Origin of the sequence: Bradyrhizobium sp. th-b2, assembly GCF_000426785.1 — a bacterium.
GTDB classification, from domain to species: domain Bacteria; phylum Pseudomonadota; class Alphaproteobacteria; order Rhizobiales; family Xanthobacteraceae; genus Bradyrhizobium; species Bradyrhizobium septentrionale.
This window is the reverse complement of record NZ_AUGA01000018.1, coordinates 77,529-100,839: the sequence shown is the minus strand read 5'-3', so window position 1 is coordinate 100,839 and position 23,311 is coordinate 77,529. Positions and strand designations below refer to the sequence as shown.

Genomic DNA, 23,311 nt, shown 5'->3' with positions numbered 1-23,311 from the left:
CGCCTTACTGGACATGCCGCGCCGATCGCGGCGAAACTTTCCTTGACTTTGCGCCCCCGGCAGCGTTTAACGCCGCCACTTTCTCGGAAAGATCCGTCTTTTCGACCCGCCGACTGGCCCTCGAGGCCAGAGGCCAACGCCCGACAGCGCGATGCGCCCTCGGGCGCGAAAGTGTTTGGACCATCGTCTTGGCACGGTGCCAAGGCGGACTATGTGGTCATCACCCGCGAAAGCGGGTGATCCAGTATTCCAGAGCAGCTCGGATTGAACCGGGAGGCCGCGGCGTACTGGATACCCCGCTTTCGCGGGGTATGACGAGAAACGGATGACGCGCGCTCACGGGCGCAACGAGGGACAACGGCATTGTTCGACAATCTGTCGGAACGGCTTGGTGGCATTCTCGATCGTCTGACGGGGCGCGGTGCGCTGACCGAAAAGGACGTCGATGCCGCGATGCGCGAGGTGCGCCGCGCGCTGCTCGAAGCCGACGTCGCGCTCGAGGTCGTCCGCAGCTTCATCGACCGGGTCCGCGAGCAGGCGATCGGCGCCACCGTCGTCAAGTCGGTGACGCCCGGCCAGATGGTGGTGAAGATCGTCCATGACGAGCTCGTCGCCACGCTCGGTTCCGACGGCCAGACCATCGATATCAACTCCGTGCCGCCCGTGCCGATCATGATGGTCGGTCTGCAGGGCTCCGGCAAAACCACCACCACCGCAAAGCTCGCGCGGCGCATGGTCCAGCGCGACAAGCGCAAGGTGCTGATGGCCTCGCTCGACGTCTATCGCCCGGCGGCGATGGAACAGCTCGCGGTGCTTGGCCGCGACCTCGATATTCCGACGCTGCCGATCGTCGCCGGCCAGATGCCGCCGCAGATCGCCAGGCGCGCGCTCGAGGCCGGCAAGCTCGGCGGCTACGACGTCGTGCTGCTCGACACCGCCGGCCGCACCACGCTCGACGAAGACATGATGAAGGAGGCGGCCGAGATCAAAGCCGCCGCCAACCCGCATGAAGTGCTGCTGGTCGCGGACTCCCTCACCGGCCAGGACGCGGTCAACCTTGCGCGAGCGTTCGATGAGCGCGTCGGCCTCACCGGCATCGTGCTGACAAGAGTCGACGGCGACGGCCGCGGCGGCGCTGCGCTGTCGATGCGTGCGGTGACCGGCAAGCCGATCAAGCTGCTCGGCACGGGCGAAAAGACTGACGCGCTGGAAGATTTCCATCCGAACCGCATCGCCGGCCGCATCCTCGGCATGGGCGACGTGGTCTCGCTGGTCGAGAAGGCTGCGGCCAACATCGACGCCGAGAAGGCCGCGCGCACCGCCGAGCGGATGCGCAAGGGTCAGTTCGATCTCAACGACATGCGCGAACAGCTGCAGCAGATGGCGAACATGGGCGGCATCGGCGGCCTGATGGGCATGATGCCCGGCATCGCCAAGATGAAGAACCAGATCGCGGCCGCCGGCATCGACGACAAGATCATCAAGCGCCAGGTCGCCGTCATCGACTCGATGACGCGGCAGGAGCGCAAGAACCCGGACATCCTGAAGGCCAGCCGCAAGAAGCGCATCGCGGCCGGCGCCGGCCAGAGCGTCGAGCAGGTCAACAAGCTGCTGAAGATGCACCGGAACATGGCCGACATGATGAAGGCCATGGGAAGCGGCAAGCGCGGCCCGCTCGCCGGCATCGCGCAGGCGATGGGCTTTGGCGGCGGCATGAAGCCGCCTTCGGCCGAGGAGATGAAGGCGCTCGCCGACAAGATGCAGGGCGGCGCCGGCGGCGGCCTGCCCAATTTGCCGAAGGATTTGCCGGTTGGCCTCCGCGGCGGCCTGCCGAATGTGCCGGGCCTGACCGGCCTTTCCGGCAAGCCGACGCTGCCGGGCCTCGGCGGCTTCCCGGGCAAGAAGAAATGAGGAATTCGTCGCGGCGGCTCAAATGCGGCCGGCGCGACGCGGAATGCCAATCAATCGAACACATCGACCTTTGAAGGAGAACTAGATGTCCGTTGTTATCCGCCTCGCTCGCGCAGGCACCAAGAAGCGTCCGGTCTATCACGTCGTCGTCGCCGACTCGCGCTTTCCGCGCGATGGCCGCTTCATCGAGCGTCTCGGCCACTTCAACCCGCTGCTGCCGAAGGACAACGAGGCGCGGCTGAAGCTCGACATGGACAAGGTGAAGGCCTGGCTCGCCAAGGGCGCGCAGCCGTCGGATCGCGTCACCCGCTTCCTCGACGCTGCCGGCGTCGTCAAGCGCACCGCGCGCAACAACCCGGAAAAGGCCGTGCCGCGCAAGGAGCGCAAGGCGCAGGCCGAAGCCGCCGCCAAGGCGTAAGCTGAACGGCTGCTGCGGTGACAGCACCGGTCTGTGTCGCCCGTATCGGCGCTGCGCATGGTGTGCGCGGCGCCGTCCGGCTATGGACCTTCACCGAAGACCCGCTGGCCGTGAAGGATTACGGCCCGCTGATGACCAAGGACGGCACGCGCCAGTTCGAGGTCACGCATGCGCGCGAGGCCAAGGATCATCTGGTGGTGACGCTGAAGGGCGTCGCCAGCCGCGATGATGCCGAACGGCTCAACGGCCTCGAGCTCTACATTCCGCGCGACCGGCTGCCGGAAACCGATGACGGTGAATATTACCACACCGACCTGATCGGCCTCGCCGCGGTGACGACATCGGAGCAGCCGCTCGGCAAGGTGATCGCGATCCATAATTTCGGCGCCGGCGACATCATCGAGATCGCCCCGCCGCAGGGCGCGACGATGCTGCTGCCTTTCACCAACGCCGTGGTGCCGACGGTCGATCTCGCCGGCGGCCGCGTCGTAATCGAGCCGCCGCAGGAAATCGACGGCGACGATCCGTCGGCGGCTTGATCAAGAGACATTTTCAGCCCGTCATCCGGCCTTGCTGCTCGAGCCAGTCGCAGAACACTGCGCTGTGCGGATCGTTGCTGCGGCCCGCCGGAAAATACGCGAAGTAGCTGCGCGCCGGCACGCTGATCGCCGGAAACGGCGTCACCAGACGCCCGGCGGCGAGATCATCCGCAATCAGCGCCGTTGGGCCCATCGCAACGCCGAGACCATCGAGCGCGGCCTGAATCGTCAGATAGAAATGATCGAAGGTCAGCGAGGCCGCCGGCTCCAGCGCGGATTGCCCGGCCTCGGTGAGCCAGTCGCGCCACAGCCGCGGCATCGACGTGACGTGCAGCAGCGTATGCCGGGAGAGATCTGCGATCTCATGCAGCGGCAATTGCGCTGATAGCGCCGGACTGCACACCGGCAGCCGCCGCTCCGACACCAGGAAGCGCGACGAAAAGCCGTGGAAGGTGTCGGGGCCACCGCGGATCACGACGTCGAATGGTTCGGGCAGCGCATCCACCGGATCGTTCGATGTGGCGAGGCGCACCTCGATATCAGGATGCTCGGCGCGAAACCGGCTCATCCGCGGCAACAGCCAGCGCAGGCTGAAGGTCGCGAGCGCGTTGACGCGCAGCACCGCGACAGCCGCATCGCCGCGTCGCTCGCGATGCTGCTGCACGGCTGCGGAAATCCGGTCGAGCGCGGGCGCGAATTCCGCCAGCAAGGCCGCACCCGCCGGCGTCAGCACCACGCGGCGGACCGAGCGCCGGAACAGCGCTGGCGCGCCCAGCCATTCCTCGAGCAGCCGGATCTGCTGACTGACCGCGCCGTGGGTCACGCTGAGCTCGGCGGCCGCTTCCTTGAAGCTGCCGAGGCGCGCGGCGGCCTCGAAGGCGCGGACCGCATTGAGCGGCGGCAGGCTGCGGCGCGGGACGAACATGACCCCTCAATACCAGATTTTCTAACGCATGATCCCATTATTACTGATTTGTGACAGCGGCCGATCGGGCGCATTTTGCGTAGCAAGATGCTCACATATCTTCATTTTTTGAGACTTCGCTCCAATGCGCCCCCGTCCTACCTTTAGATTTTCTTGCTCCGGATCGCGACAATGAGCGCATCCGCGGAAATCGACGCATCCCGTCCCGACCACGCCCGGGCGACGCGCACGTTGACGGTGACCGGGCTCAACCACGCCCTCCATGACGGCTACACCGACCTGATCTACGTGCTGCTGCCGGTCTGGCAGGCCGAATTCGCGCTGAGCTACGGGCTGCTGGCGCTGCTGCGAGGGCTCTATGCCGGCGCCATGGCTGGCTTGCAGATTCCGGTCGGACGGATTGCCGAGCGAATCGACGGCAAGGTCATCCTGATCGCGGGCACGGCACTGTCGGCGCTGGGCTATGTGTTTGCCGGATTCTCCGGCGGCGTCGTCGGACTTGGTCTTGCGCTCGCACTCTCCGGCGCGGGCTCGAGCACGCAGCATCCGATCGCATCGGCCGCGGTGTCGCGCGCCTATGGTTCGGCAGCACGCGGGCCGCTCGGCATCTACAATTTCTCCGGCGATCTCGGCAAGGCGGCGATCCCGGCACTGACCTCGGTTCTGCTCGTGATCATGTCGTGGCGGCACACGCTGCTCGTGCTCGCCTTGGCCGGCCTGCTCGTCGCGATCTGCATCGCGCTCTGGATGCCCTTGGTCGGCAAGGGCGCCGAGCGCAAGGCGGCCGCAGCGTCACGCCACGCAAGCGCCGGCGGCGGCTTCTCCTGGCTGCTCGCGATCGGAATCCTCGACACCGCGGTCAGGATGGGGTTTCTCACCTTCCTGCCGTTCCTGTTGCGCGACAAGGGCGCCGCGCTGCCGACCAACGGCCTCGCGCTGGCGCTGGTCTTCATCGGCGGCGCGGCGGGAAAATTCACCTGCGGCTGGCTCGGCGAACGCGTCGGCACGCTGCGCACCGTGCTGATCACCGAAGGCGGCACGGCGGCGTTGATCGCTGCGGTGCTGGTGCTGCCGCTGGCGCCGACCATGATACTGCTGCCGCTGCTCGGCGTGATGCTCAACGGCACCTCATCCGTGCTCTATGGCACGGTGCCCGAACTCACGCCGGCACATCAGACCGAACGCGCTTTTGCTTTGTTCTATACGGGAACGATCGGATCTGGCGCGGTCGCACCGGTGCTCTACGGCCTGCTTGGTGACGCACTCGGCCCGACGCTCGCGACCGCGGCCACCGCGATCACGGCGCTGGCGGTCTGTCCGCTCGCCATCGCGCTGGCACGGCATCTTGGCGACAAAGCCGGCACGCACCGCGCCGGTGCCTGACGGCAAGCACTCCAACTTCCATCGTCACTCTGGCGCTGCCCCGGCTGCGCAATACATAGACCGTTGCGTCGATGAGGACGGCCAACGGAAAGCAAAACCATGACAAGCACGCACAAGGCCTGGCGGCTGCACGCCCACAATGATCTTCGCTTCGAGGATGTCGCAACGCCCAGCCCCGCGCCCGATGGCGTCGTGGTGCGGATCGAGGCCGGCATGGTGCTGTCCTACACCAACAAACTTCTGTCGGGCGCACTGCCCTACAGCCTGCCGCCGATGCCGTTCGTGCCGGGTACCAACGCGATCGCGCGCGTCGTCGCCACCGGCGAGAACGTCACGCACGTTGCGAGCGGCGACCGCGTGTTCCTGAGCCCGCATCTGCGCGGCGACGTGCCGGATCGCGATCCGCCGCAGATCCTGATCGGCCTCACTGCGACGGTCACGACGCCGGAGGCGCTGGCGCTGCAGGCACGCTGGCGCAACGGCGTGTTCGCCGAGATCGCGCACTGGCCGGCCGCCTGCGTCACGCCGCTTGCCAATCTCGACGACAGACCGGCCACCGAGCTGATCGGATTGGCAAAACTGATCGTGCCGTTCGGCGGATTGCAGCGCTCCGGCCTGCGCGGCGGGCAGACCATCATCGTCAACGGCGCGACCGGTTATTTCGGCTCGGGCGGCGTGATGCTCGCGGTCGCGATGGGCGCGGGCCGCGTCGTCGCGGTCGGACGCAAGCAGGCCGCGCTCGAGCATTTGCGCGATGCTTTTGGTCCGCGCGTCATTCCCGCTGTCGTCACCGGCGATGCCGCAGGCGATCTTTCGATCATCCGCAGCGCCGCCGGCGGCAGCGCCGATTGTCGCGCTCGATTTGCTCGGCGCCGCCAGGAGTACCTCGACCACGCTGTCCTCTCTGCGTGCGCTCAAGCGCGGCGGCCGGATGGTGCTGATGGGCAGCGCCGACGTGCCGCTCGAACTCTCCTTCCGCGAGATGCTGGCCAACGACTGGGAGGTGGTCGGGCAGTTCATGTACGACCGCACCGCGCCGGGCCAGCTCGCCGGCCTCGCCGCCGAAAGCCTCCTGGATCTGCGCAAGATCAATGTCGCGACCTTTGGGCTCGCCGACTTCCGCCGCGCGGTCGACGCCGCCGCCATCATGCAGAGCCTCGACCTCACGGCCGTGGTGCCGTAACCAGAGGCCATGACAACCCAAGCGACACTCTGGCGCGCCACCGTGCTGACCCTGTTCCCGGACATGTTTCCGGGGCCGCTCGGCGTCAGCCTGGCCGGCAAGGCGCTGGCCGGCGGCCTCTGGGCGCTGGAGGCGCGCGACATCCGCGCGTCGGCGACCGACAAGCACCGCAGCGTCGACGACACGCCGGCCGGTGGCGGTCCGGGCATGGTGCTGCGGGCCGACGTGCTGGCGACGGCAATCGACGCCGCTTCCATTGCGCCTGACCGCCCGCGCCTGCTGATGAGCCCGCGGGGTCGGCCATTGACCCAGGAGCGGGTCGCGGAGCTCGCGGCCGGACCGGGACCTCTGGTCGTCTGCGGCCGCTTCGAGGGCATCGACCAGCGGGTGATCGAGGCCCGCGGGCTGGAGGAGGTCTCGATCGGCGATTACGTGCTGTCGGGCGGCGAAATCGCCGCGATGGCCCTGATCGACGCCTGCGTCCGCCTGTTGCCGGGGGTGATGGGCAAGCAGGCCTCGGGAACCGAGGAGAGCTTCTCCGAAGGACTACTTGAATACCCCCAATACACCCGTCCGCAGGAGTTCGAGGGCCGTCAGATCCCCGAAATCCTGATTTCCGGCGACCACGCCAAGGTGGCGGCCTGGCGGCTGGCCCAGTCCGAGACGCTGACGGCGGACCGCCGGCCGGACCTCTGGGCCCGGAAGGCCGGCCAAAAAGCCGCTCCACCAGGGACAAAAAACACGACAGACGGGTGACAAACCCTGCGCTTTGCCTTATAGGCACGGCCTAATCCGCACACGCGCAGGATAGATGGACGTTTGCGCAGCCCGCACAGGCTGGGCGCGCCGCCGATGGAGATTTCGATGAACCTGATTCAGCAGCTCGAAAAAGAGCAGTTCGACAAGCTCGCCGCCACCAAAACCATCCCGGAATTCGGACCCGGCGATACCGTCATCGTCAATGTGAAGGTGGTCGAAGGCGAACGCACCCGTGTGCAGGCCTATGAAGGCGTTTGCATCGGCCGTTCCGGCCAGGGCCTCAACGAGAGCTTCACCGTGCGCAAGATCTCCTACGGCGAGGGCGTCGAGCGCGTCTTCCCGGTGATGTCGCCGATGATCGACTCGATCAAGGTCGTGCGCCGCGGCAAGGTTCGTCGCGCCAAGCTCTATTACCTGCGCAACCTGCGCGGCAAGTCGGCCCGCATCGTCGAGAAGCAGGACCGCCCGACTGCCGTCGGCGAGTAAACCATCCCGAAAGGGTTGTGTGACCGAAAGCGCGGGGCCTGCCCCGCGCTTTTTTGTTGCGGCGTGCCTATATCGAGGATCAGCCTCAACTCGTCATGCGCGGGCTTGACCCGCGCATCCATCAGGAAGAGGAACTTGTTGCTCAAGATGGATGGATTGCCGGGTCCCGACTCCGCCAAGGCTACGCCGGGCCACAAGCTCACTCGGCCGACGAAGCCTTAGCGAAGGCGGCAAGCCCGGCAATGACGAAGAGGCGCCCCGCGCATCGATCGATTGTCGCGGGCGCAAGCCCTGTGTTAGAAATTTAGAATGGTTCCGGATCAAGCAAGCCAGCCCTGCCAGCGCGTCGTGATCGACGATCGCTCGCGGCTGCCCGGCCGCTTCTTCGGGCGCTTTGCGACGTCGGCAACGTCAGAGCTTACGCGCGCAGCGTAACGCTGCCTGGACGCTTTCGCCTGCTCGCGCGCCGCGGCGCGCTTAACGCCATTCACCACTGAATTTCCTCTGGAGCACAAGCTCATGTCCAAACCGACCACGCTGTACGACAAGATCTGGAACGACCATCTGGTCCACGAGGCCGACGACGGCACCTGCCTGCTCTATATCGATCGCCATCTGGTGCACGAGGTGACCTCGCCGCAGGCATTCGAAGGCCTGCGCACTGCGGGCCGCAAGGTGCACGCGCCGGAGAAGACGCTCGCCGTCGTCGACCACAACATCCCGACTACCGATCGCTCGAAGCCCAATCCCGATCCCGAAAGCATCGAGCAGATGCGGGTGATGGCGGAGAACGCCAAGGAATTCGGCATCGAGTATTATGACGAATTCGACAAGCGTCAGGGCATCGTCCACGTCATCGGCCCGGAGCAGGGCTTTACGCTGCCCGGCACCACCATCGTCTGCGGTGACAGCCACACCTCGACCCATGGCGCGTTCGGCGCGCTCGCGCACGGCATCGGCACCTCCGAGGTCGAGCACGTGCTGGCGACCCAGACGCTGATCCAGAAGAAGGCCAAGAACATGCGCGCGGTCGTCGACGGCAAATTGCCCGACGGCGTGACCGGCAAGGACATCATCCTGGCGATCATCGGCGAGATCGGCACCGCCGGCGGCACCGGCTACGTGCTGGAATATGCCGGCGAGGCGATCCGTGCACTCTCGATGGAAGGCCGCATGACGGTCTGCAACATGTCGATCGAAGGCGGCGCGCGCGCCGGCCTAGTGGCGCCCGACCAGAAGGCGTTCGACTTCCTGCGCGACCGTCCGAAGGCGCCGAAGGGCGCGGCCTGGGATGCCGCGATGCGCTACTGGGAGACGCTGCGCTCCGACGAGGGCGCGCATTTCGACCACGAGCTCCGGCTCGACGCCGCCAAGCTGCCGCCGATCGTCACCTGGGGCACCTCGCCCGAGGACGTCATCTCGGTGACCGGCTTCGTGCCCGATCCCGACAAGATCGGGGACGAGGCCAAGCGGCTCTCCAAGCATCGCGCGCTGAAATATATGGGCCTGACCGCCGGCACCAAGATCACCGACATCAAGCTCGACCGCGTCTTCATCGGCTCCTGCACCAACGGCCGAATCGAGGACCTGCGTGCTGCGGCGAAGATCGCCGAGGGCAAGACCGTCAATGCCCACGTCAACGCGATGATCGTGCCGGGCTCGGGCATCGTGAAGGAGCAGGCGGAGGCCGAAGGCCTCGACAAGATCTTCATTGCGGCCGGCTTCGAATGGCGCGAGCCGGGCTGCTCGATGTGCCTTGCGATGAATCCGGACAAGCTGAAGCCGGAAGAGCGCTGCGCCTCGACCTCGAACCGCAACTTTGAGGGCCGCCAGGGCTTCAAGGGCCGCACCCATCTGGTGTCGCCCGCGATGGCCGCCGCCGCCGCGATCGCCGGCCACTTCGTCGACGTCCGCGACTGGCGGTAAACGAAGTTTTCGTCTCAAGCTCGAGCCGTTGTGGAAACGGCTCGTTAACGGGGCGCACGCACACTGGCTCCTTGCGAGGACAAGCTTCGCGGGGAGCCGAACGTGGCTGACGACAAGCGCGAATTCGTCGACATGATCCGCGAGGCGACGCGGCAGAAGCGCCGCCGCGCCGCGCCACGCATCATCGATCCGACTCCCGAGGTGAAGGAGACCTCGCGCCTCAGCCACTGGCCGCCGGAGCGCTGGACGCAATGGCGGATCGAAAACCTGACGCCGTGGAAGATCAAGCCCTGGAGGCTGAAGAACTGGGACTAGAGCATTTTCGGTTCTGATTGGATCAGAACCGAAGCTCTAGATTCTTGTTTTGACGTGTTTTCTTCACGCGAACCGGCGTCCACTTCGCTCGAAAACGCTCTAGGTGCCTTCGCGCGAGAGTGACCTGACAAAACGGGCGCCGTTTGGCGCCCGCTGTCATTTCAGCCTTCACCAATAACCATACGGCCGCCAATGGTGACGGTGATGCCAATACGGCCGGCAGATCCGGCGCGGCCCGTAATAGGTCCAGACCACCCGGCAACGGCGGTGATGATAGTAGGCCGGATAGTAGTAGGACGATCCATAGAAGTAGCGCCGGTGATGGAAGTGCCGGCGGTAGCCGTAGCGGTACCCGCCGCCATAGAAACGGTGGTAGCCACCGTAGTGGCGATGGATGCCACCATAGCGATGGAAGCCGCCATGGAACGCCGGCGCAGCGCGGAAGCCGCCACCATGGAAGCCGCGAAAGCCACCGCCGTGAAATCGGCCACCATGGAATCCACCGCCACGGAAGCCGCCGCCATGAAAACCTCCGCCGCCGTGACCGCCGCCACCGTGGCCGCCGCCACCGCCATGCCGGACCTCTGTCGTCATTGCATCGGCCGCAGACTTCGCCGCGGGCACGGTGCCCGGGCTCGCCAGCGACAGCGCTTCGGCGCGTTGCTGCGCGCCAATCGACAGCGCGAGGACCGCTGCCGCCGCGGCACCGAGACGGCGCACCAAGCCACGCCGCAAATACCCTTCCCTCATCTTCAGAACCTCCCTGACAACAGCAATCACACCCACGCTGCATGGCAGCCGGTTGCATTGCGTTCATTGCGGTCGCTCCCGCCGCAACGCTAGAAATCCCTGAGTGAATGCGCCATGAACGCGCAAATCTGTGCGACGAAAAGTCCGGAGCAACGCCAGTGACCGTCTATGTGATCGTGCAGCTCAAGATGACCGATCGTGCCGCCTATGATTGGTATCAGGCGCGCTTCTTCGACGTGTTCAGGAAGTTCAACGGACGGCTGCTGTCGGCCGACGAACAGCCCGCGGTGCTCGAAGGCACCTGGGATCGCGACAAGCTGGTGCTGATGTCGTTCCCTGACGAAGCCGCATTCCGCGCCTGGTCGGAATCGCCTGAATATGTCGAGATCACCCGGGACCGCAAAGCGGATGCGCAAGGCGTCGTGCTGCTCGCCAAGGGCTTTGCGCCCTGATGCCGTTGCCCGCTACCGGCGTGAACCCTTTGCTAAGGGTTGGTGTCTAGGGTTAACGGACAATCAATCAGAAAATTCAGGACGACTTCGGTTTCCACGGCGCGGCCAGCAGGCCAAGCCGTGGCATCGCGTCCTCACACGTGCCTCATCGGCCGGGTGAGCCGATGGAAACAGCAGCATTATCGTGGGACCGGAAATGACCATCAAGTTTCAGAATTTGCCCATCATTGCCAAGATCGCGGTGCCCGCGGCCATTATCGCCCTGGTCGCGATCGGCATCGTCGTCCAGGCCTCGCTGGCGCTGAGCCATTTGTCGGCGACCGCGTCCGACCTGGTGGATGGCAACGCCCGCCGCGTACAGTACAGCCTCGAAGCCGAGAGCAACTTCAACAGCGCGGCCGTCAGCGAGAAGAATGTCATCCTCAGCGCCGCCGATACCAAGGCGATCGCCTCCAACATCGAAGCCTACAACAAGGCAACCGATGCGACGCTTGCCGCGGTCGACCGCCTGGCGTCCGTCACATCGGACGCCGGACAGCAGCAGCTGATCGACACGCTGCGCCGCGCGGTCAAGGACCGCCGCGAGGCCAGCGCGAAGGTGTTCGAGCTGGTCACCGCGGGCAAGCTGGAGGACGCCTTCGCCTACTCGCGCAATGTCGCGGCCAAGCATCGCCAGACCGCGATGGAGGCGGTCGCCAGCCTGATCGCCGCCAATGTGAAGGGCATGCAGGCCGCGCGTGACCAGGGCATCGCTACCGCCGACCAGACCCGCCTCGTGCTGCTGTTCGGCGCCGCCGCCGGGCTGCTCTGTGCCTTCAATATCCTCGCCTGGATCGCATTCAGCCAGATCGCGCGGCCGCTGTCGCGCATGACGGAGGAGATGACGAAGCTCGCCGACGGCGATCTCGACATCGCGGTGGTCGGCGATGACCGGAGCGACGAGGTCGGCGGCCTCGCCAAGTCGCTGCGCGTGTTCAAGGAGAATGCGATCACGGCGCGCCGCCTCGAAGCCGAACAGCGCGAGGAGCAGCTGCGCAAGGAGGCCCGGCAGCGCGCCGTCGAGGGCCACATCGCGACCTTCGACAATCAGGTCTCGGAAGCGCTGAACGCCCTGACCGCGGCCTCGACCGAGATGCACGCGACCGCCGGAAGCATGTCGGCGACCGCGGAGGAAACCAGCCGGCAGGCGACGTTCGTCGCCACCGCATCCAACGAAGCCTCGGCGAATGTCCAGACCGTCGCGGTCGCAACCGAGGAACTGCACGCCTCGATCAGCGAGATCACCCGCCAGGTGACGCAGGCGGCCGAGACCGCAAGAGCGGCGGTGGACGAAACCGATCGGACTAACGCGACCATCGAAAGCCTGGCCGCGGCGGCGCAGCGGATCGGCGAGGTGATCTCGCTGATCCAGAACATCGCCTCGCAGACCAATCTGCTGGCGCTGAACGCAACGATCGAAGCCGCCCGCGCCGGCGAGTCCGGCAAAGGCTTCGCGGTGGTCGCCAATGAAGTGAAGGCGCTTGCCACCCAGACCGCCAAGGCGACGGAGGACATCTCCTCGCAGATCGCGGCAATCCAGCAGGAGACCGGTCAAGCCGTCGCCGCGATCCGGGCGATCGGCGGCACCATCGGGCGGATGAGCGAAATCGCGGCGGCGATCTCCGCCGCTGTCGAGCAGCAGAGCGCCGCTACCCGCGACATCTCGAAGAACATCCAGGAAGTTTCGCGCGGCACCAGCGAGGTGTCGGCGAATGTCGGCAGCGTCAACGAAGCCGCCACCGAGACCGGATCGGCAGCCACGCAGGTGCTGACGGCCGCCGACGATCTCAGTCAGCAATCGGCAACGTTGCGCGGCAACGTCAACGCGTTCCTGGACAAGATCCGCGCGGCCTGACCGGATCAGGCAGCTTCTCACTGCGAAGGACGGCGCCCGGCGATCGGAGCCGCCCCTTCTGTTGGCTCTGCGCAGTCGCGCGCGAACCGCGGTTCACCAGAACGGGCCGAACCCGAAGCCGAAGGTGAACGGCGCCGGCGCGGCATACGGATATGGCCGATAATAATACGGCCGCGCGTAATAGTAGGAGCCGTAGGGCTGATAGGTGGAAAAGGACCGGTAGTACGGCCCGTAGCCGTGGCGGTAATGGTGGCGGTGGTAATGGTGATGATGGCGCTGTGCGCTGAAGTCAGTTGCCTTGCCCGCGTGCCGCTGTTGCGTGCCAGCCTGCGGCTTGGCTGACGTCGCCGCGGTTGCCGATGCCGGCGCCGTCAATGCAAAGGCACAAGCGACCGCGGCAACACCGATCCATCTCATCATGATCAACTCCTGCAGATTGCGATTGATATCATCTCGCGTGCGCGAGTCTGCCGGTTTGATGGCTGCAAACGACAACAGGCCCGCTGCTCACGGCCTGTGTCTCAACTGCGCTGATACGCCGCGCGATCAGCGGTGCCAGTGGCGACGATGCCCCCAGCCACGGTGATGTCCGCGACCCCAACCGCGATGCCAGCCCACTTGCGTGGTTGTCCGGTTCGCGTTGTCCTGAACCTTTGCGGCCGTACCTGGCGTCGCCAGCGACATCGCATTTGCGCGCTCGGCCGGCGCCGCCAAGACCAGCATCGCACCGACGGCCGCAAGCCCCAGAACCTTCATCACCTTCATAAGTCTTCTCCTTGATCCCTTGATGTCACGTCTTGCAACGACGCCTCGCGTTCGCGCGCGAATCGACCGCCGTTGCCGCGACGCAGATCGCAAGCAGAGTGCGGATGACGTGAATGGGATGTGAATGACTGCTCCACGATTGTGAATGCTGCTGGCGCGCTCAGGTTCCGACGCAGCGCGCGATTTTTCGCGCTCGCATGCAAAACCCGGCATGGACTATTATCGTATCTCGCGTGCACTCTGTTGCAGGAGGTTGCCGTGACACAAACAGGCACACGCGCGCGGTTGCTGCGTACCGCGTTCGCGACGCTCAGCGGTTCCATCATGCTCGCCGATCTCGCGCTCGCCTCGCAAGGACCGGGCGGCGGCATGGGAACGGCGAGCCACCTCACGCAAATGCTGATGGCGGTCGCGGTCTATGGAACGATGGGATTGATCGCGGCTGCCGCAATGATCCGTGCGGCACGCCGGCGGACGCGCAGCTAGAGCATGATGAGATTAGGTTGACCTGGAGCGGCGTCGAAAGTTCACCTCTCCCTTGGGAGAGGTCGATTTGCGTAGCAAATCGGGTGAGGGGTACGGTCTATCGAGAGAGCGAGAGCCCTCACCCGGATTGCTCCGCAATCCGACCTCTCCCCGACGGGGTGAGGTGAACCGCAACCGCGGCGATCCGATTCAACCAATACTCATCCCGCTCTAGCCGGGCCGCCAGAAGCAGTTCATGCGCGGGGTGATCACGGTGCCGCTCGGCCGGTGCTCCTGGACATAGGTCGCGGTGCAGTCGCGCACGGCGTTCGGACCGGGATTGTAGCGCGGGATGACATCCGGTTCCCAATGATCGGGCCGGGATCGGTAGATCGGCACGCGCTTCAGCCGGCGGCGCTCGACGACCCGCTCGCGCACAACCGGGTCCGCCCGACCGATGCGCGCTTCAGCCGCCGCGCTCTGTGCCTGCGCCTGTCCCGCCGGAAGCGAGAGCCCGACTGCACCAGCCAACAGCACTGCCGCCACGATCCGTTTCATCACGCCCACCCAAGCCCCATCCTTGAGCCCCATTGTTGGGCCGCACGGTCTCCCATTGCACCGCCAAGGTCAACTGCGCTGGCGCCGCCTGAGGCACTCGCGCTAAAGGAGTGTCATGTGGACCACAGCCAAAGCCCCCTCGCTCGCCGAGATGGAGGCCATGGCGCACGAGATTTTCGAGCGCCTGCCGGAGACCTTCCGGGCCCTCTGCGAGGGTCTGATCATCCGCGTCGACGACTTCCCGACCGACGAGGTGCTCGACGAGATGCAGGCCGAAAGCGAGTTCGACCTGCTCGGCCTGTTCCACGGCATCGGCCTGCCGCAGCAGAGCCATGGCGACGTCGCCCGACTGCCCAACCTGGTCTGGCTGTACCGCCGGCCGATCCTGGACTACTGGGCCGAGCACGACGAGACCCTCGGTCACATCGTCCGTCACGTGCTGATCCATGAAATCGGCCACCATTTCGGCCTCTCCGACGCCGATATGGAGGCGATTGAGGCCGATGCGGGCTAGCCCTGCAGAAATGGCCCTTTTACCGCTGTCGCATTCGCGATAAATAACCGCCCCTATCCCTCATTTTGACCGGGAAGTGCAACGATGGACAAGTTCACTACGCTGGAAGGCGTCGCGGCGCCGCTGAAGATCATCAATGTCGACACCGACATGATCATTCCGAAGCAGTACCTCAAGACCATCAAGCGCACCGGCCTTGGCAAGGGGCTTTTCTCCGAGCAGCGCTACAAGGATGACGGCAGCGAAAACCCGGATTTCGTCCTCAACCAATCCGCCTATCGCAACGCGAAGGTGCTGGTCGCCGGCGACAATTTCGGCTGCGGCTCGAGCCGCGAGCACGCGCCCTGGGCGCTGCTCGACTTCGGCATCCGCTGCGTGATCTCGACCTCGTTCGGCGACATCTTCTACAACAACTGCTTCAAGAACGGCATCCTGCCGATCCGCGTGTCGCAGGAGGACCTCGACAAGCTGTTCGACGACGCCGAGCGCGGCGCCAATGCGACACTGACCATCGATCTTCCCAACCAGGAGATCCGCGGTCCGGACGGCGGCAAGGTCAAGTTCGAGATCGACCCGTTCCGCAAGCATTGCCTGATCAACGGCCTCGACGACATCGGCCTGACGATGGAGAAGAAGACGTCGATCGACACCTTTGAGGCCAAGCTCAAGGAGCGCGCCTGGGCCTGAGCGGCAGCGTATCATCGAGCCCCGGTGCCCTCGGGCGCCGGGGCTTTTGCTTGCCGAATTGCCTCGCCGCAGACTTGCTGATAGCTGACGCGCATGCTGCCTGACATCGTCACCTTCTGGCACGGCTCGATGGACGCGCTGCGCCAGACCTGCCTGCGCTCGCAGGTGGCGGCCGGGCACAAGGTCACGGTCTACAGCTTCGATCCGATTCCCGGCCTGCCCGACGGCGTCGGCAATGCCGAGGCCGAGGCCGTGCTGCCGCATTCGTTCTCGGAGAGGCTGCGTCCGGCCGAGCCGGACGGTTCGTGGCGCGACTGGACCATCCTGCAGTTCAGCGACTTCTTCCGTATGCGGCTGATGCGGCAGCGCGCCGGCCTCTGGCTTGATGCCGATGTGCTGCTGCTGAAGGGCGTCGAGATCGATCCGGCAAAACCTTATTTTGCCTGGGAACGGCCGCGCCAGCTCGGCAACTCGGTGCTGTATCTGCCGCAAAATGATCCAATCGTGCGCGCCTTCGAAGCGCTGATGCAGCAGGACGAGCTGACGCCGGACTGGCTGGCGCTGCGTCACCGCGTGACCTTTGCGATGCGCCGGCTGCGCGGCAAATCCAATCGCCTCGCCGACATCCGCGTCGCGATCTTCGGCCCGGCGGCGCTCACCGCGCTGGCGCGCCGCGAAGGCGAATTGCAGCACGCGCTGCCGAAGCGTTCGTTCTACGCGGTGCATGCCGAGCCAAAGCTGTTCTTCGAGCCGTCGGATTTTTCGAAGTACCTGAACGACCCCGCCATCGTCGGCCTGCACATCTCGCCAAAGGGACGCGGCAAGCACGCGCCGATCCCGGGCAGTCTTTATGCGTGGGCGACGGAGAAGTTTGGAGCGTGAGCACTTCCCTTCTCCCCTTGTGGGAGAAGGTGGCGCGGACGCAGTCCGCGACGGATGAGGGGTCTGTCTCCGCGGAGAGAACCCCTCACCCGCGCTCGCTTCGCGAGCGCACCCTCTCCCACAAGGGGAGAGGGTAAGGGGCCGATCGCGCTAATGCCCCATCGCGGCGATCGCGTCTGCGATCGCGATCGTGCGCTTGGCCATCTCGGCGTGCAGCCGCTCCACCATGCGGCCGTCGAGCTGGATCGCACCGCGCGAGGCGTTCTCCGGCTGTTCGAAGGCGGCGATGATCTTGCGCGCCTCAGTGACCTCCGCCTCCGGCGGCGTAAAGATCGCGTTGCAGGCATCGATGTGGCTCGGGTGGATCAGCGTCTTGCCGTCGAAGCCGAGATCGCGGCCCTGGGCGCATTCCTCGGCAAAGCCGTCGACATTGCTGATGTCGCTATAGGGCCCGTCGAGGATTTCGAGCCCGTGCGCGCGGGTCGCCAGGATGCAATGCGTGATCATCGGGATCATCGCCGCGCGGCCCGGCTTCATCCGGATCCGGGTCTCGCGCGCAATGTCGTTGGGCCCGAACACGAAGCCGGCGAGCCGGGTTTCGGAATCCTTTGACGCGGCGGCGAGCTTGTCGGCATCGAGCACCGCGCGCGCGGTCTCGATCATGGCCCAGACCCGAATCGAGGCGGGCGCATTGATGTCGCTGAGGCGGTCGGCAACCGCGTTGAGATCGTCGACGGTGGAGATCTTGGGAACCAGGATGCCGTCCGGCTGTGCCTTGCCGGCCATGCCGATGTCGTCGACCCACCAGGGCGTGTCGAGGGCGTTGATCCGGATCAGGACCTCGCGCTTGCCGAAGCCCTTGGCGGCGACCGCCTTGGCAATCTGATCACGGGCCACCGCCTTGGCGTCGGGGGCCACCGAATCCTCGAGATCGAGGATGATGCCGTCCGCCGGCAGCGTCCGGGCCTTTTCCAGCGCCCGTGCATTCGATCCCGGCATGAACAACAGGCTGCGGCGCGGACGGGTCATGGTGATCTCCTCAAGGCCTCTGGCAGATTGTTGTTTAAGCATGATCTTTTCGGAAAACCGCTTCGCACTTTTCCGGATCATGCTCTAGCGAAAGTCCATTGTTTAGGCACTGATCGGCCGCAGCTTTTCAAGCCCCGGCGCTATCATTTCAGCCCCGACGCCGAAAGTCTTGTTCCGGACATGCGCTTGTGGTTAGGCAGTGGCATGCAGTCCTTTCCGAAGCAATTGATCGACGGCTACCACGCCTTTGCCACGCAGCGGCTGCCGACCGAGCAGTCCCGCTACCGGGACCTCTCGGAGCGGGGCCAATTCCCCGAGACCATGGTGATCGGCTGTTGCGACTCCCGCGTCTCGCCGGAAGTGATCTTCGACGCCGGCCCGGGCGAATTGTTCGTGGTCCGCAACATCGCCAACCTGGTTCCGGTCTACCAGCCCGACAGCAACGCCCACGGCGTCTCGGCCGCGCTGGAATATGCCGTGACTGTACTGAAGGTGAAGAATCTCGTGGTGCTGGGCCATGCCCAGTGCGGCGGCATCCGCGCCTTCGTCGACAAGATCAAGCCGCTGACGCCTGGCGACTTCATCGGCAAATGGATGCAGATGTTCATCAAGCCGGGCGAGGTCGTCGAGCAGCGCGAGCATGAGACCATGCAGGACTTCGTCACCCGCATCGAGAAGGCCGCGGTGTTCCGTTCGCTGGAGAACCTGATGACCTTCCCGTTCGTGCGCGAACGCGTGGAGAGCGGTGACATGCAACTGCACGGCGCCTATTTCGGCGTCGCCGAAGGCTCGCTGTTCGTGCTCGACCGTGTCGCGAAGGAATTCGTCAGCGTTCGCTGACGCGCCGAAATCAGGCCAACAGAAATCTATTCGCCTCCGTGATGGCCGCTGCCCCAGCGGTCGGAGATCGCGAGCATGAAGGACGACACCACGAACACCAGGTGCACACCGACCAGCCAGGCGAGCTTGCTGGGATCGAAGGCGGTATCGAGGTTCATGAACGCCTTCAGCACCTGAATGGCTGAGATCGCGACAATCGACGCAAGTAATTTCTGCTTCAGGCCGCCGAAATCGACCTTGGTCATCCAGTCCGGCCAATCCGGGTGCCCTTCCGGATCGATCTTCGAGACGAAATTCTCGTAGCCGGAAAACACCACGATCAGGATCAGATTGCCGGTGAGCGAGATGTCGATCAGCGAGAGCACGCCAAGGATGATGTCGGATTCCTTGGCATCCGGCACATGCAGGATGAAGTGCCACAGCTCCATGCAAAACTTGAGCAGCAACGCCGCGAGGCTGATGACAAGGCCGAAATAGAACGGCGCCATCAGCCAGCGGCTGTTGAAGAGCAGGTTTTCGAAACGACGTTCGACGCGCTTCAGCGTCGGATTGGGCCGATAGGTCCCCTGTTGTTCCGCCATGCCTCGCGCTTCCTGACCCGTATCCCGCGTTTCGCTGTTACGCCGCCTTCTTCTTGGCGGTGATCAGCTTGCGGTTGATCAGGACTTCGGCGATCTGGATCGCGTTCAGCGCGGCACCCTTGCGCAGATTGTCCGAGACGCACCAGAACGACAGGCCGTTCTCCACCGTCGCGTCCTCGCGGATGCGGCTGATATAGGTCGCGTCCTCGCCGGCGGCCTCATAGGGCGTGACGTAGCCGCCCGGCTCGTGCTTGTCGATCACGAGGCACCCCGGCGCATTGCGCAGGATGTTGCGCGCCTCGTCGGCCGTGATCGGGTTGGCGAACTCGACATTGACGGCCTCGGAGTGGCTGACGAAGACTGGCACGCGCACGCAGGTCGCGGTCAGCTTGATCTTGGGATCAAGGATCTTCTTGGTCTCCGCCATCATCTTCCACTCTTCCTTGGTGAAGCCGTCTTCCATGAAGACGTCGATCTGGGGAATGATGTTGAAGGCGATGCGCTTCGGAAACTTCTTATTGATCAGCTCGTCATTGGTGTAGACGGCCTTGGTCTGCGTGAACAGTTCGTCCATCGCATCCTTGCCGGCGCCCGACACCGATTGATAGGTCGCGACCACGACGCGGGTGATCGTCGCCTTGTCGTGCAGCGGCTTCAGCGCGACCACGAGCTGCGCGGTCGAGCAGTTCGGGTTGGCGATGATGTTCTTCTTGGTGAAGCCGGCGGCGGCATCCGCGTTCACCTCCGGCACGATCAGCGGCACGTCCGGGTCCATGCGCCAGGCCGAGGAATTGTCGATCACGACCGCGCCGGCGGCGCCGATCCTGGGCGACCATTCCTTGGAGACCGAGCCGCCGGCCGACATCAGGCAGATGTCGACGTCGGAGAAATCATAATGCTCGAGCGCCTTCACCTTCAGCGTGCGGTCGCCATAGGAGACCTCGACGCCGACGCTGCGGCGCGAGGCCAGCACGACGACCTCGTCGGCGGGGAATTTGCGCTCGTCGAGAATGTTGAGCATTTCGCGCCCGACATTGCCGGTCGCTCCGACCACCGCGACTTTGTAACCCATCGTTCACTCTCCGACGAAAAATGCCCGTTCCCCCGCTGGCAGCGGAAAGGGAAGAGGCAGCGCTTCTATGCGAGAAACCCCGTCAAGACAACGTTGCGTAGCTTTTGAGCGTTTTGATGCGTTTCTTTCAGGCCGGTCCGGCCGTACCCCATCATACGAGAACTCCATCCGCACTGACGAGTTTCGTCGACGAGGTTTACGCCACGCTCTCCCGGCTGTTCGCCTATGTCGCCGTGCTCGCGCTGTTCGCCGTCCTCGGCAACTATCTATGGAAGCAACTGCCGGACGCAACGGCGATGGCTGCCCCCGCCGTCGCGGGCTGGAGCCTGGCCGGTCGCTCGACGCCGGCTTTTGCCATCAGCCGGCAAGATCCGCGAGATAAAACAGAGGCTTATGAAATCTTCCGGCACCCCGAGGGCGGTCGCAAAGACGTCTTCCGCTGGGCCGACGCCAGTGGCGCGCCGGCAGCCGAGCTGGAAATCTACCGTCCCGGCGGCGAGTCCATGGGACCCGCGGTCACCGAGATCGCCGGGCGGCTCGACCCGGGCGGCGTCCGCGAGCTCGAGGCCGCCGGCATCGTCGACAGCAAGTTCGGCAGCGTCACCTTGCTGCGCCCGGCGCGGCAGGACGGCAGCCGCAGTTGCCTTGGCTTCCTCAAGCAGGCCGACGCGCCCGATTTGCGCATCTCCGGCTGGACCTGCCAGGGCGCCAGCCTGCCGGCCCAGCGCGCCGCGATCGTCTGCATGCTGAACCGCCTGACCCTGCTGGCCGCCGGCAATGACCTGCGGCTCGCTGCGCTGTTCGCGCATGCCGAGCTGCGCCGCACCGACTGCGTTACCTCCGGCCCGCCGGCCCTGTCGGCCGACTGGGTGATGGGCAGCAAGAACCCGCTTCTGCGCGGCGCCCTTTGATGGCAAGACCGTGGCAAGACACTGGTTTACATGAAACTTTTGCTCTACCGGCTGCATTATCTGGGCCGGTGTGGCGCAATTGACCTAGTGACGGGCTTCCCACCAAGGCTACAATATGTTCCGAGTGATTTTGGCGGACGCGCCAGCCCCCCGACGGGGCCGTAATGACGAGGATGCGATGACCTTGAAATTCCCTGCCGCGAACAAGCTCGTGGTGTTGCTTGCCGCGGCTGCCGTCACCGCAACCGCGCTCAGTGTGACCGCAGCCAGCGCGCAGAGCCCGAGCAAGCGCCAGCAGCAAGAGCAGTATGACCGCGACGGCCGCCGCTATTACGGCCAGCAGGGTCCGAACCGCGTCTATCAGCAGGGTCCGCGCACCCGCGTCTACGTCACCACGCGCTCGTGGCTGGACGCCGGCACCGAAGTGCTGCCGGGCGACCGCAAGTTCAACGACTACGCCTATCCGCCGGAGATCGGCTATCCGTCGTTCGCGCGCGAGAACAACAACCGTCCGATCGATCGCCAGCCGCTCAGCCCGCCGGCCGACCTCGGCGGCTATCCGCGGAATTTCCCGCTGTACTGAGAATTTCGGCAAGCAGCGGATACGAAAATGCCCGGCTCCGGCCGGGCATTTTTTGTTTGTCCGTCATTCCGGGATGGTCCGAAGGACCAGACCCCAGATGCGCGATTGCGCATCGGGGAATCTCGAGATTCCGGGTTCGCGTCTTTGACGCGCCCCGGAATGACGGCAGAGCCGTCACGCATGCAGCTTCTGCAATTCCTTCAGGATCGCTTCGCCCATCTGCGTCGTGCTGACCGACGTGGTGCCTTCCGACTTGATGTCGGCGGTGCGCAGGCCGCTGGCGAGCACGGCCGCGATCGCGGCATCGACCTTGTCGGCGAGATCGCCCATGTCGAAGGAATAGCGCAGCGCCATCCCGAACGACGAGATCATCGCGATCGGGTTGGCGAGGCCCTTGCCCGCGATATCGGGCGCCGAGCCGTGCACCGGCTCGAACAGCGAGCGGCGCTTCTTGGTCTTGGAATCGACCTCGCCGAGCGAGGCCGACGGCAGCATGCCGAGCGAACCGGTCAGCATCGCCGCGATGTCAGACAGCATGTCGCCGAACAGATTGTCGGTGACGATGACGTCGAACTGCTTCGGCGCCTTCACCAGGTTCATGCCGCCGGAATCGGCGAGCTGATGCTCCAGCGTGACGTCCTTGTATTCACGCGCATGCACCTGGGTCATGACCTCGTTCCAGAGCACGCCCGACTTCATGACGTTGCGCTTCTCCATCGACGTCACCTTGTTGCGGCGCTTGCGCGCCAGATCGAAGGCGACGCGGCCGATGCGCTCGATCTCGTAGGTGTCGTAGACCTGGGTGTCGACCGCGCGCTTCTGGCCGTTGCCGAGATCGGTGATGGTCTTCGGCTCGCCGAAATAGACGCCGCCGGTGAGCTCGCGGACGATCATGATGTCGAGACCCTCGACCGCCTCGCGCTTGAGGCTCGAGGCATCCGCCAGCGCTGGGTAGCACACCGCCGGACGCAGGTTGGCGAACAGGCCGAGATCCTTGCGCAGCCGCAGCAGGCCGGCCTCGGGGCGGACTTCGTAGGGCACGCTGTCCCACTTCGGACCGCCGACCGCGCCGAAGATCACAGCGTCGGCCGCGGCGGCCTTGGCCATGTCGCCCTCGGAGATCGACACCTTGTGGGCGTCATAGGCGGAGCCGCCGACCAGCCCCTGCTCGGTCTCGAACCTGGCGATGCCCTGCGCATTCAACCAGTCGATCACGCGTTGCACCTCGGCCATCACTTCGGGGCCGATGCCGTCGCCGGGGAGAAGCAGCAGTTTATGGGTCGCCATGGTCGTTACCTCGAGCTAACTGTTTGTTGTCATTGCCGGGCAAGAGCGCGAAGCGCGTCCTCGCACAAATGACCCGGCAATCCATCCCGCTTCGAAGAAGCCTTGAAGATGGATGCCCGGGTCAAGCCCGGGCATGACGAGCGGGGAAATCCGGGCGGAGTGCTAAAACGCCCCGGGCGGATTGGCAAGGCGCCTC

Annotated in this window: 28 protein-coding genes and 1 pseudogene; 19 read left to right on the top strand and 10 right to left on the bottom strand. The window is 65.1% G+C overall.

What is annotated here, in order from left to right; translation table 11 throughout:
• The first annotated feature begins 363 nt into the window (after positions 1 to 363).
• The 3 genes from ffh to rimM all read left to right on the top strand — a co-directional run bounded on the left by ffh (position 364) and on the right by rimM (position 2,868).
• Positions 364 to 1,911, top strand: a complete 1,548-nt coding sequence (ffh, locus tag K359_RS0122195) for a signal recognition particle protein (protein WP_029081297.1) — start codon at positions 364 to 366, stop codon at positions 1,909 to 1,911.
• Between the two features lie 85 nt (positions 1,912 to 1,996).
• Entirely contained in the window at positions 1,997 to 2,329 is a 333-nt protein-coding gene (gene rpsP / locus K359_RS0122190) for a 30S ribosomal protein S16 (RefSeq protein WP_029081296.1), read from the top strand.
• A gap of 17 nt (positions 2,330 to 2,346) precedes the next feature.
• Positions 2,347 to 2,868, top strand: a complete 522-nt coding sequence (gene rimM, locus K359_RS0122185) for a ribosome maturation factor RimM (protein WP_029081295.1) — start codon at positions 2,347 to 2,349, stop codon at positions 2,866 to 2,868.
• A 13-nt stretch (positions 2,869 to 2,881) separates the two neighbouring features.
• Here the strand turns inward: rimM and gcvA are convergent, their stop codons facing one another.
• Positions 2,882 to 3,793, bottom strand: coding sequence for a transcriptional regulator GcvA (gcvA, locus tag K359_RS0122180; RefSeq protein ID WP_029081294.1), 912 nt, complete (start codon positions 3,791 to 3,793; stop codon positions 2,882 to 2,884).
• A 171-nt stretch (positions 3,794 to 3,964) separates the two neighbouring features.
• On the opposite strand from gcvA, the gene K359_RS0122175 reads away from it, so the two are divergent.
• The 5 genes and pseudogenes from K359_RS0122175 (at position 3,965) to rplS (ending at position 7,604) form a co-directional block, all read left to right on the top strand.
• Entirely contained in the window at positions 3,965 to 5,176 is a 1,212-nt protein-coding gene (locus K359_RS0122175) for an MFS transporter (protein WP_029081293.1), read from the top strand.
• 99 nt (positions 5,177 to 5,275) lie between these two features.
• Positions 5,276 to 5,647 (top strand): annotated as a pseudogene (locus K359_RS66220) (alcohol dehydrogenase catalytic domain-containing protein); the annotation flags it as partial.
• A gap of 283 nt (positions 5,648 to 5,930) precedes the next feature.
• Positions 5,931 to 6,359, top strand: a complete 429-nt coding sequence (locus K359_RS64515) for a hypothetical protein (protein WP_245284684.1) — start codon at positions 5,931 to 5,933, stop codon at positions 6,357 to 6,359.
• A gap of 9 nt (positions 6,360 to 6,368) precedes the next feature.
• Positions 6,369 to 7,115, top strand: a complete 747-nt coding sequence (gene trmD, locus K359_RS0122155) for a tRNA (guanosine(37)-N1)-methyltransferase TrmD (protein WP_035976890.1) — start codon at positions 6,369 to 6,371, stop codon at positions 7,113 to 7,115.
• 108 nt (positions 7,116 to 7,223) lie between these two features.
• Entirely contained in the window at positions 7,224 to 7,604 is a 381-nt protein-coding gene (gene rplS, locus K359_RS0122150) for a 50S ribosomal protein L19 (RefSeq protein ID WP_029081289.1), read from the top strand.
• 320 nt (positions 7,605 to 7,924) lie between these two features.
• Here the strand turns inward: rplS and K359_RS63350 are convergent, their stop codons facing one another.
• A complete protein-coding gene (locus tag K359_RS63350) occupies positions 7,925 to 8,095 on the bottom strand; it encodes a hypothetical protein (protein ID WP_165123017.1) in 171 nt (56 codons plus the stop codon).
• A 28-nt stretch (positions 8,096 to 8,123) separates the two neighbouring features.
• On the opposite strand from K359_RS63350, the gene leuC reads away from it, so the two are divergent.
• A complete protein-coding gene (gene leuC / locus K359_RS0122140) occupies positions 8,124 to 9,530 on the top strand; it encodes a 3-isopropylmalate dehydratase large subunit (protein ID WP_029081288.1) in 1,407 nt (468 codons plus the stop codon).
• Between the two features lie 132 nt (positions 9,531 to 9,662).
• Positions 9,663 to 9,845 carry a hypothetical protein gene (locus tag K359_RS0122135; protein WP_035976910.1) on the top strand — a complete coding sequence of 61 codons (183 nt, stop codon included), beginning with the start codon at positions 9,663 to 9,665 and terminating at the stop codon, positions 9,843 to 9,845.
• 168 nt (positions 9,846 to 10,013) lie between these two features.
• Here the strand turns inward: K359_RS0122135 and K359_RS0122130 are convergent, their stop codons facing one another.
• Positions 10,014 to 10,595, bottom strand: coding sequence for a hypothetical protein (locus K359_RS0122130; RefSeq protein ID WP_035976888.1), 582 nt, complete (start codon positions 10,593 to 10,595; stop codon positions 10,014 to 10,016).
• A 158-nt stretch (positions 10,596 to 10,753) separates the two neighbouring features.
• Between K359_RS0122130 and K359_RS0122125 the strand changes: the two genes are divergently transcribed.
• Positions 10,754 to 11,047 carry a DUF1330 domain-containing protein gene (locus K359_RS0122125; protein ID WP_029081285.1) on the top strand — a complete coding sequence of 98 codons (294 nt, stop codon included), beginning with the start codon at positions 10,754 to 10,756 and terminating at the stop codon, positions 11,045 to 11,047.
• A 196-nt stretch (positions 11,048 to 11,243) separates the two neighbouring features.
• Positions 11,244 to 12,941 carry a methyl-accepting chemotaxis protein gene (locus K359_RS0122120; RefSeq protein ID WP_029081284.1) on the top strand — a complete coding sequence of 566 codons (1,698 nt, stop codon included), beginning with the start codon at positions 11,244 to 11,246 and terminating at the stop codon, positions 12,939 to 12,941.
• A gap of 93 nt (positions 12,942 to 13,034) precedes the next feature.
• Here K359_RS0122120 and K359_RS0122115 read toward each other — a convergent pair whose 3' ends face one another.
• Together K359_RS0122115 and K359_RS0122110 are read right to left on the bottom strand one after the other, a co-directional pair.
• Positions 13,035 to 13,361: a hypothetical protein gene (locus K359_RS0122115; protein WP_084518478.1), complete on the bottom strand. Its 327-nt coding sequence runs from the start codon at positions 13,359 to 13,361 to the stop codon at positions 13,035 to 13,037.
• Positions 13,362 to 13,487: 126 nt separating this feature from the next.
• Complete coding sequence (locus tag K359_RS0122110) at positions 13,488 to 13,706, bottom strand: hypothetical protein (protein ID WP_029081282.1); 219 nt, start codon at positions 13,704 to 13,706, stop codon at positions 13,488 to 13,490.
• Between the two features lie 258 nt (positions 13,707 to 13,964).
• On the opposite strand from K359_RS0122110, the gene K359_RS0122105 reads away from it, so the two are divergent.
• On the top strand, positions 13,965 to 14,192 hold the full coding sequence (locus K359_RS0122105; protein ID WP_156928613.1) for a hypothetical protein: 228 nt from the start codon (positions 13,965 to 13,967) through the stop codon (positions 14,190 to 14,192).
• Between the two features lie 210 nt (positions 14,193 to 14,402).
• Here the strand turns inward: K359_RS0122105 and K359_RS0122100 are convergent, their stop codons facing one another.
• A complete protein-coding gene (locus K359_RS0122100) occupies positions 14,403 to 14,729 on the bottom strand; it encodes a hypothetical protein (RefSeq protein WP_029081280.1) in 327 nt (108 codons plus the stop codon).
• 115 nt (positions 14,730 to 14,844) lie between these two features.
• Here K359_RS0122100 and K359_RS0122095 point away from each other — a divergent pair, with 115 nt between their 5' ends.
• The 3 genes from K359_RS0122095 to K359_RS0122085 all read left to right on the top strand — a co-directional run bounded on the left by K359_RS0122095 (position 14,845) and on the right by K359_RS0122085 (position 16,812).
• Entirely contained in the window at positions 14,845 to 15,243 is a 399-nt protein-coding gene (locus K359_RS0122095) for a metallopeptidase family protein (protein ID WP_029081279.1), read from the top strand.
• 84 nt (positions 15,244 to 15,327) lie between these two features.
• A complete protein-coding gene (gene leuD / locus K359_RS0122090) occupies positions 15,328 to 15,930 on the top strand; it encodes a 3-isopropylmalate dehydratase small subunit (RefSeq protein WP_029081278.1) in 603 nt (200 codons plus the stop codon).
• 93 nt (positions 15,931 to 16,023) lie between these two features.
• Positions 16,024 to 16,812: a hypothetical protein gene (locus K359_RS0122085; RefSeq protein ID WP_029081277.1), complete on the top strand. Its 789-nt coding sequence runs from the start codon at positions 16,024 to 16,026 to the stop codon at positions 16,810 to 16,812.
• 150 nt (positions 16,813 to 16,962) lie between these two features.
• Here the strand turns inward: K359_RS0122085 and K359_RS0122080 are convergent, their stop codons facing one another.
• Complete coding sequence (locus K359_RS0122080; RefSeq protein WP_029081276.1) at positions 16,963 to 17,841, bottom strand: CoA ester lyase; 879 nt, start codon at positions 17,839 to 17,841, stop codon at positions 16,963 to 16,965.
• 204 nt (positions 17,842 to 18,045) lie between these two features.
• Here K359_RS0122080 and K359_RS0122075 point away from each other — a divergent pair, with 204 nt between their 5' ends.
• Positions 18,046 to 18,681 (top strand): carbonic anhydrase, encoded by a 636-nt coding sequence (locus K359_RS0122075; RefSeq protein ID WP_029081275.1) that lies wholly within the window; start codon positions 18,046 to 18,048, stop codon positions 18,679 to 18,681.
• A 26-nt stretch (positions 18,682 to 18,707) separates the two neighbouring features.
• On the opposite strand, the gene K359_RS0122070 is transcribed toward K359_RS0122075, so the two are convergent.
• Both K359_RS0122070 and K359_RS0122065 read right to left on the bottom strand, forming a co-directional pair.
• Positions 18,708 to 19,262 carry a TIGR00645 family protein gene (locus tag K359_RS0122070; protein WP_029081274.1) on the bottom strand — a complete coding sequence of 185 codons (555 nt, stop codon included), beginning with the start codon at positions 19,260 to 19,262 and terminating at the stop codon, positions 18,708 to 18,710.
• Between the two features lie 37 nt (positions 19,263 to 19,299).
• Positions 19,300 to 20,334, bottom strand: coding sequence for an aspartate-semialdehyde dehydrogenase (locus K359_RS0122065; protein ID WP_029081273.1), 1,035 nt, complete (start codon positions 20,332 to 20,334; stop codon positions 19,300 to 19,302).
• A 116-nt stretch (positions 20,335 to 20,450) separates the two neighbouring features.
• On the opposite strand from K359_RS0122065, the gene K359_RS0122060 reads away from it, so the two are divergent.
• Together K359_RS0122060 and K359_RS0122055 are read left to right on the top strand one after the other, a co-directional pair.
• The gene (locus tag K359_RS0122060; protein WP_029081272.1) at positions 20,451 to 21,245 is read left to right on the top strand and encodes a hypothetical protein; all 795 of its coding nucleotides are present in this window, start codon (positions 20,451 to 20,453) and stop codon (positions 21,243 to 21,245) included.
• A gap of 178 nt (positions 21,246 to 21,423) precedes the next feature.
• On the top strand, positions 21,424 to 21,828 hold the full coding sequence (locus K359_RS0122055; protein WP_029081271.1) for a hypothetical protein: 405 nt from the start codon (positions 21,424 to 21,426) through the stop codon (positions 21,826 to 21,828).
• A gap of 174 nt (positions 21,829 to 22,002) precedes the next feature.
• Here the strand turns inward: K359_RS0122055 and leuB are convergent, their stop codons facing one another.
• The gene (gene leuB / locus K359_RS0122050; RefSeq protein ID WP_029081270.1) at positions 22,003 to 23,115 is read right to left on the bottom strand and encodes a 3-isopropylmalate dehydrogenase; all 1,113 of its coding nucleotides are present in this window, start codon (positions 23,113 to 23,115) and stop codon (positions 22,003 to 22,005) included.
• Positions 23,116 to 23,311: the final 196 nt, after the last annotated feature.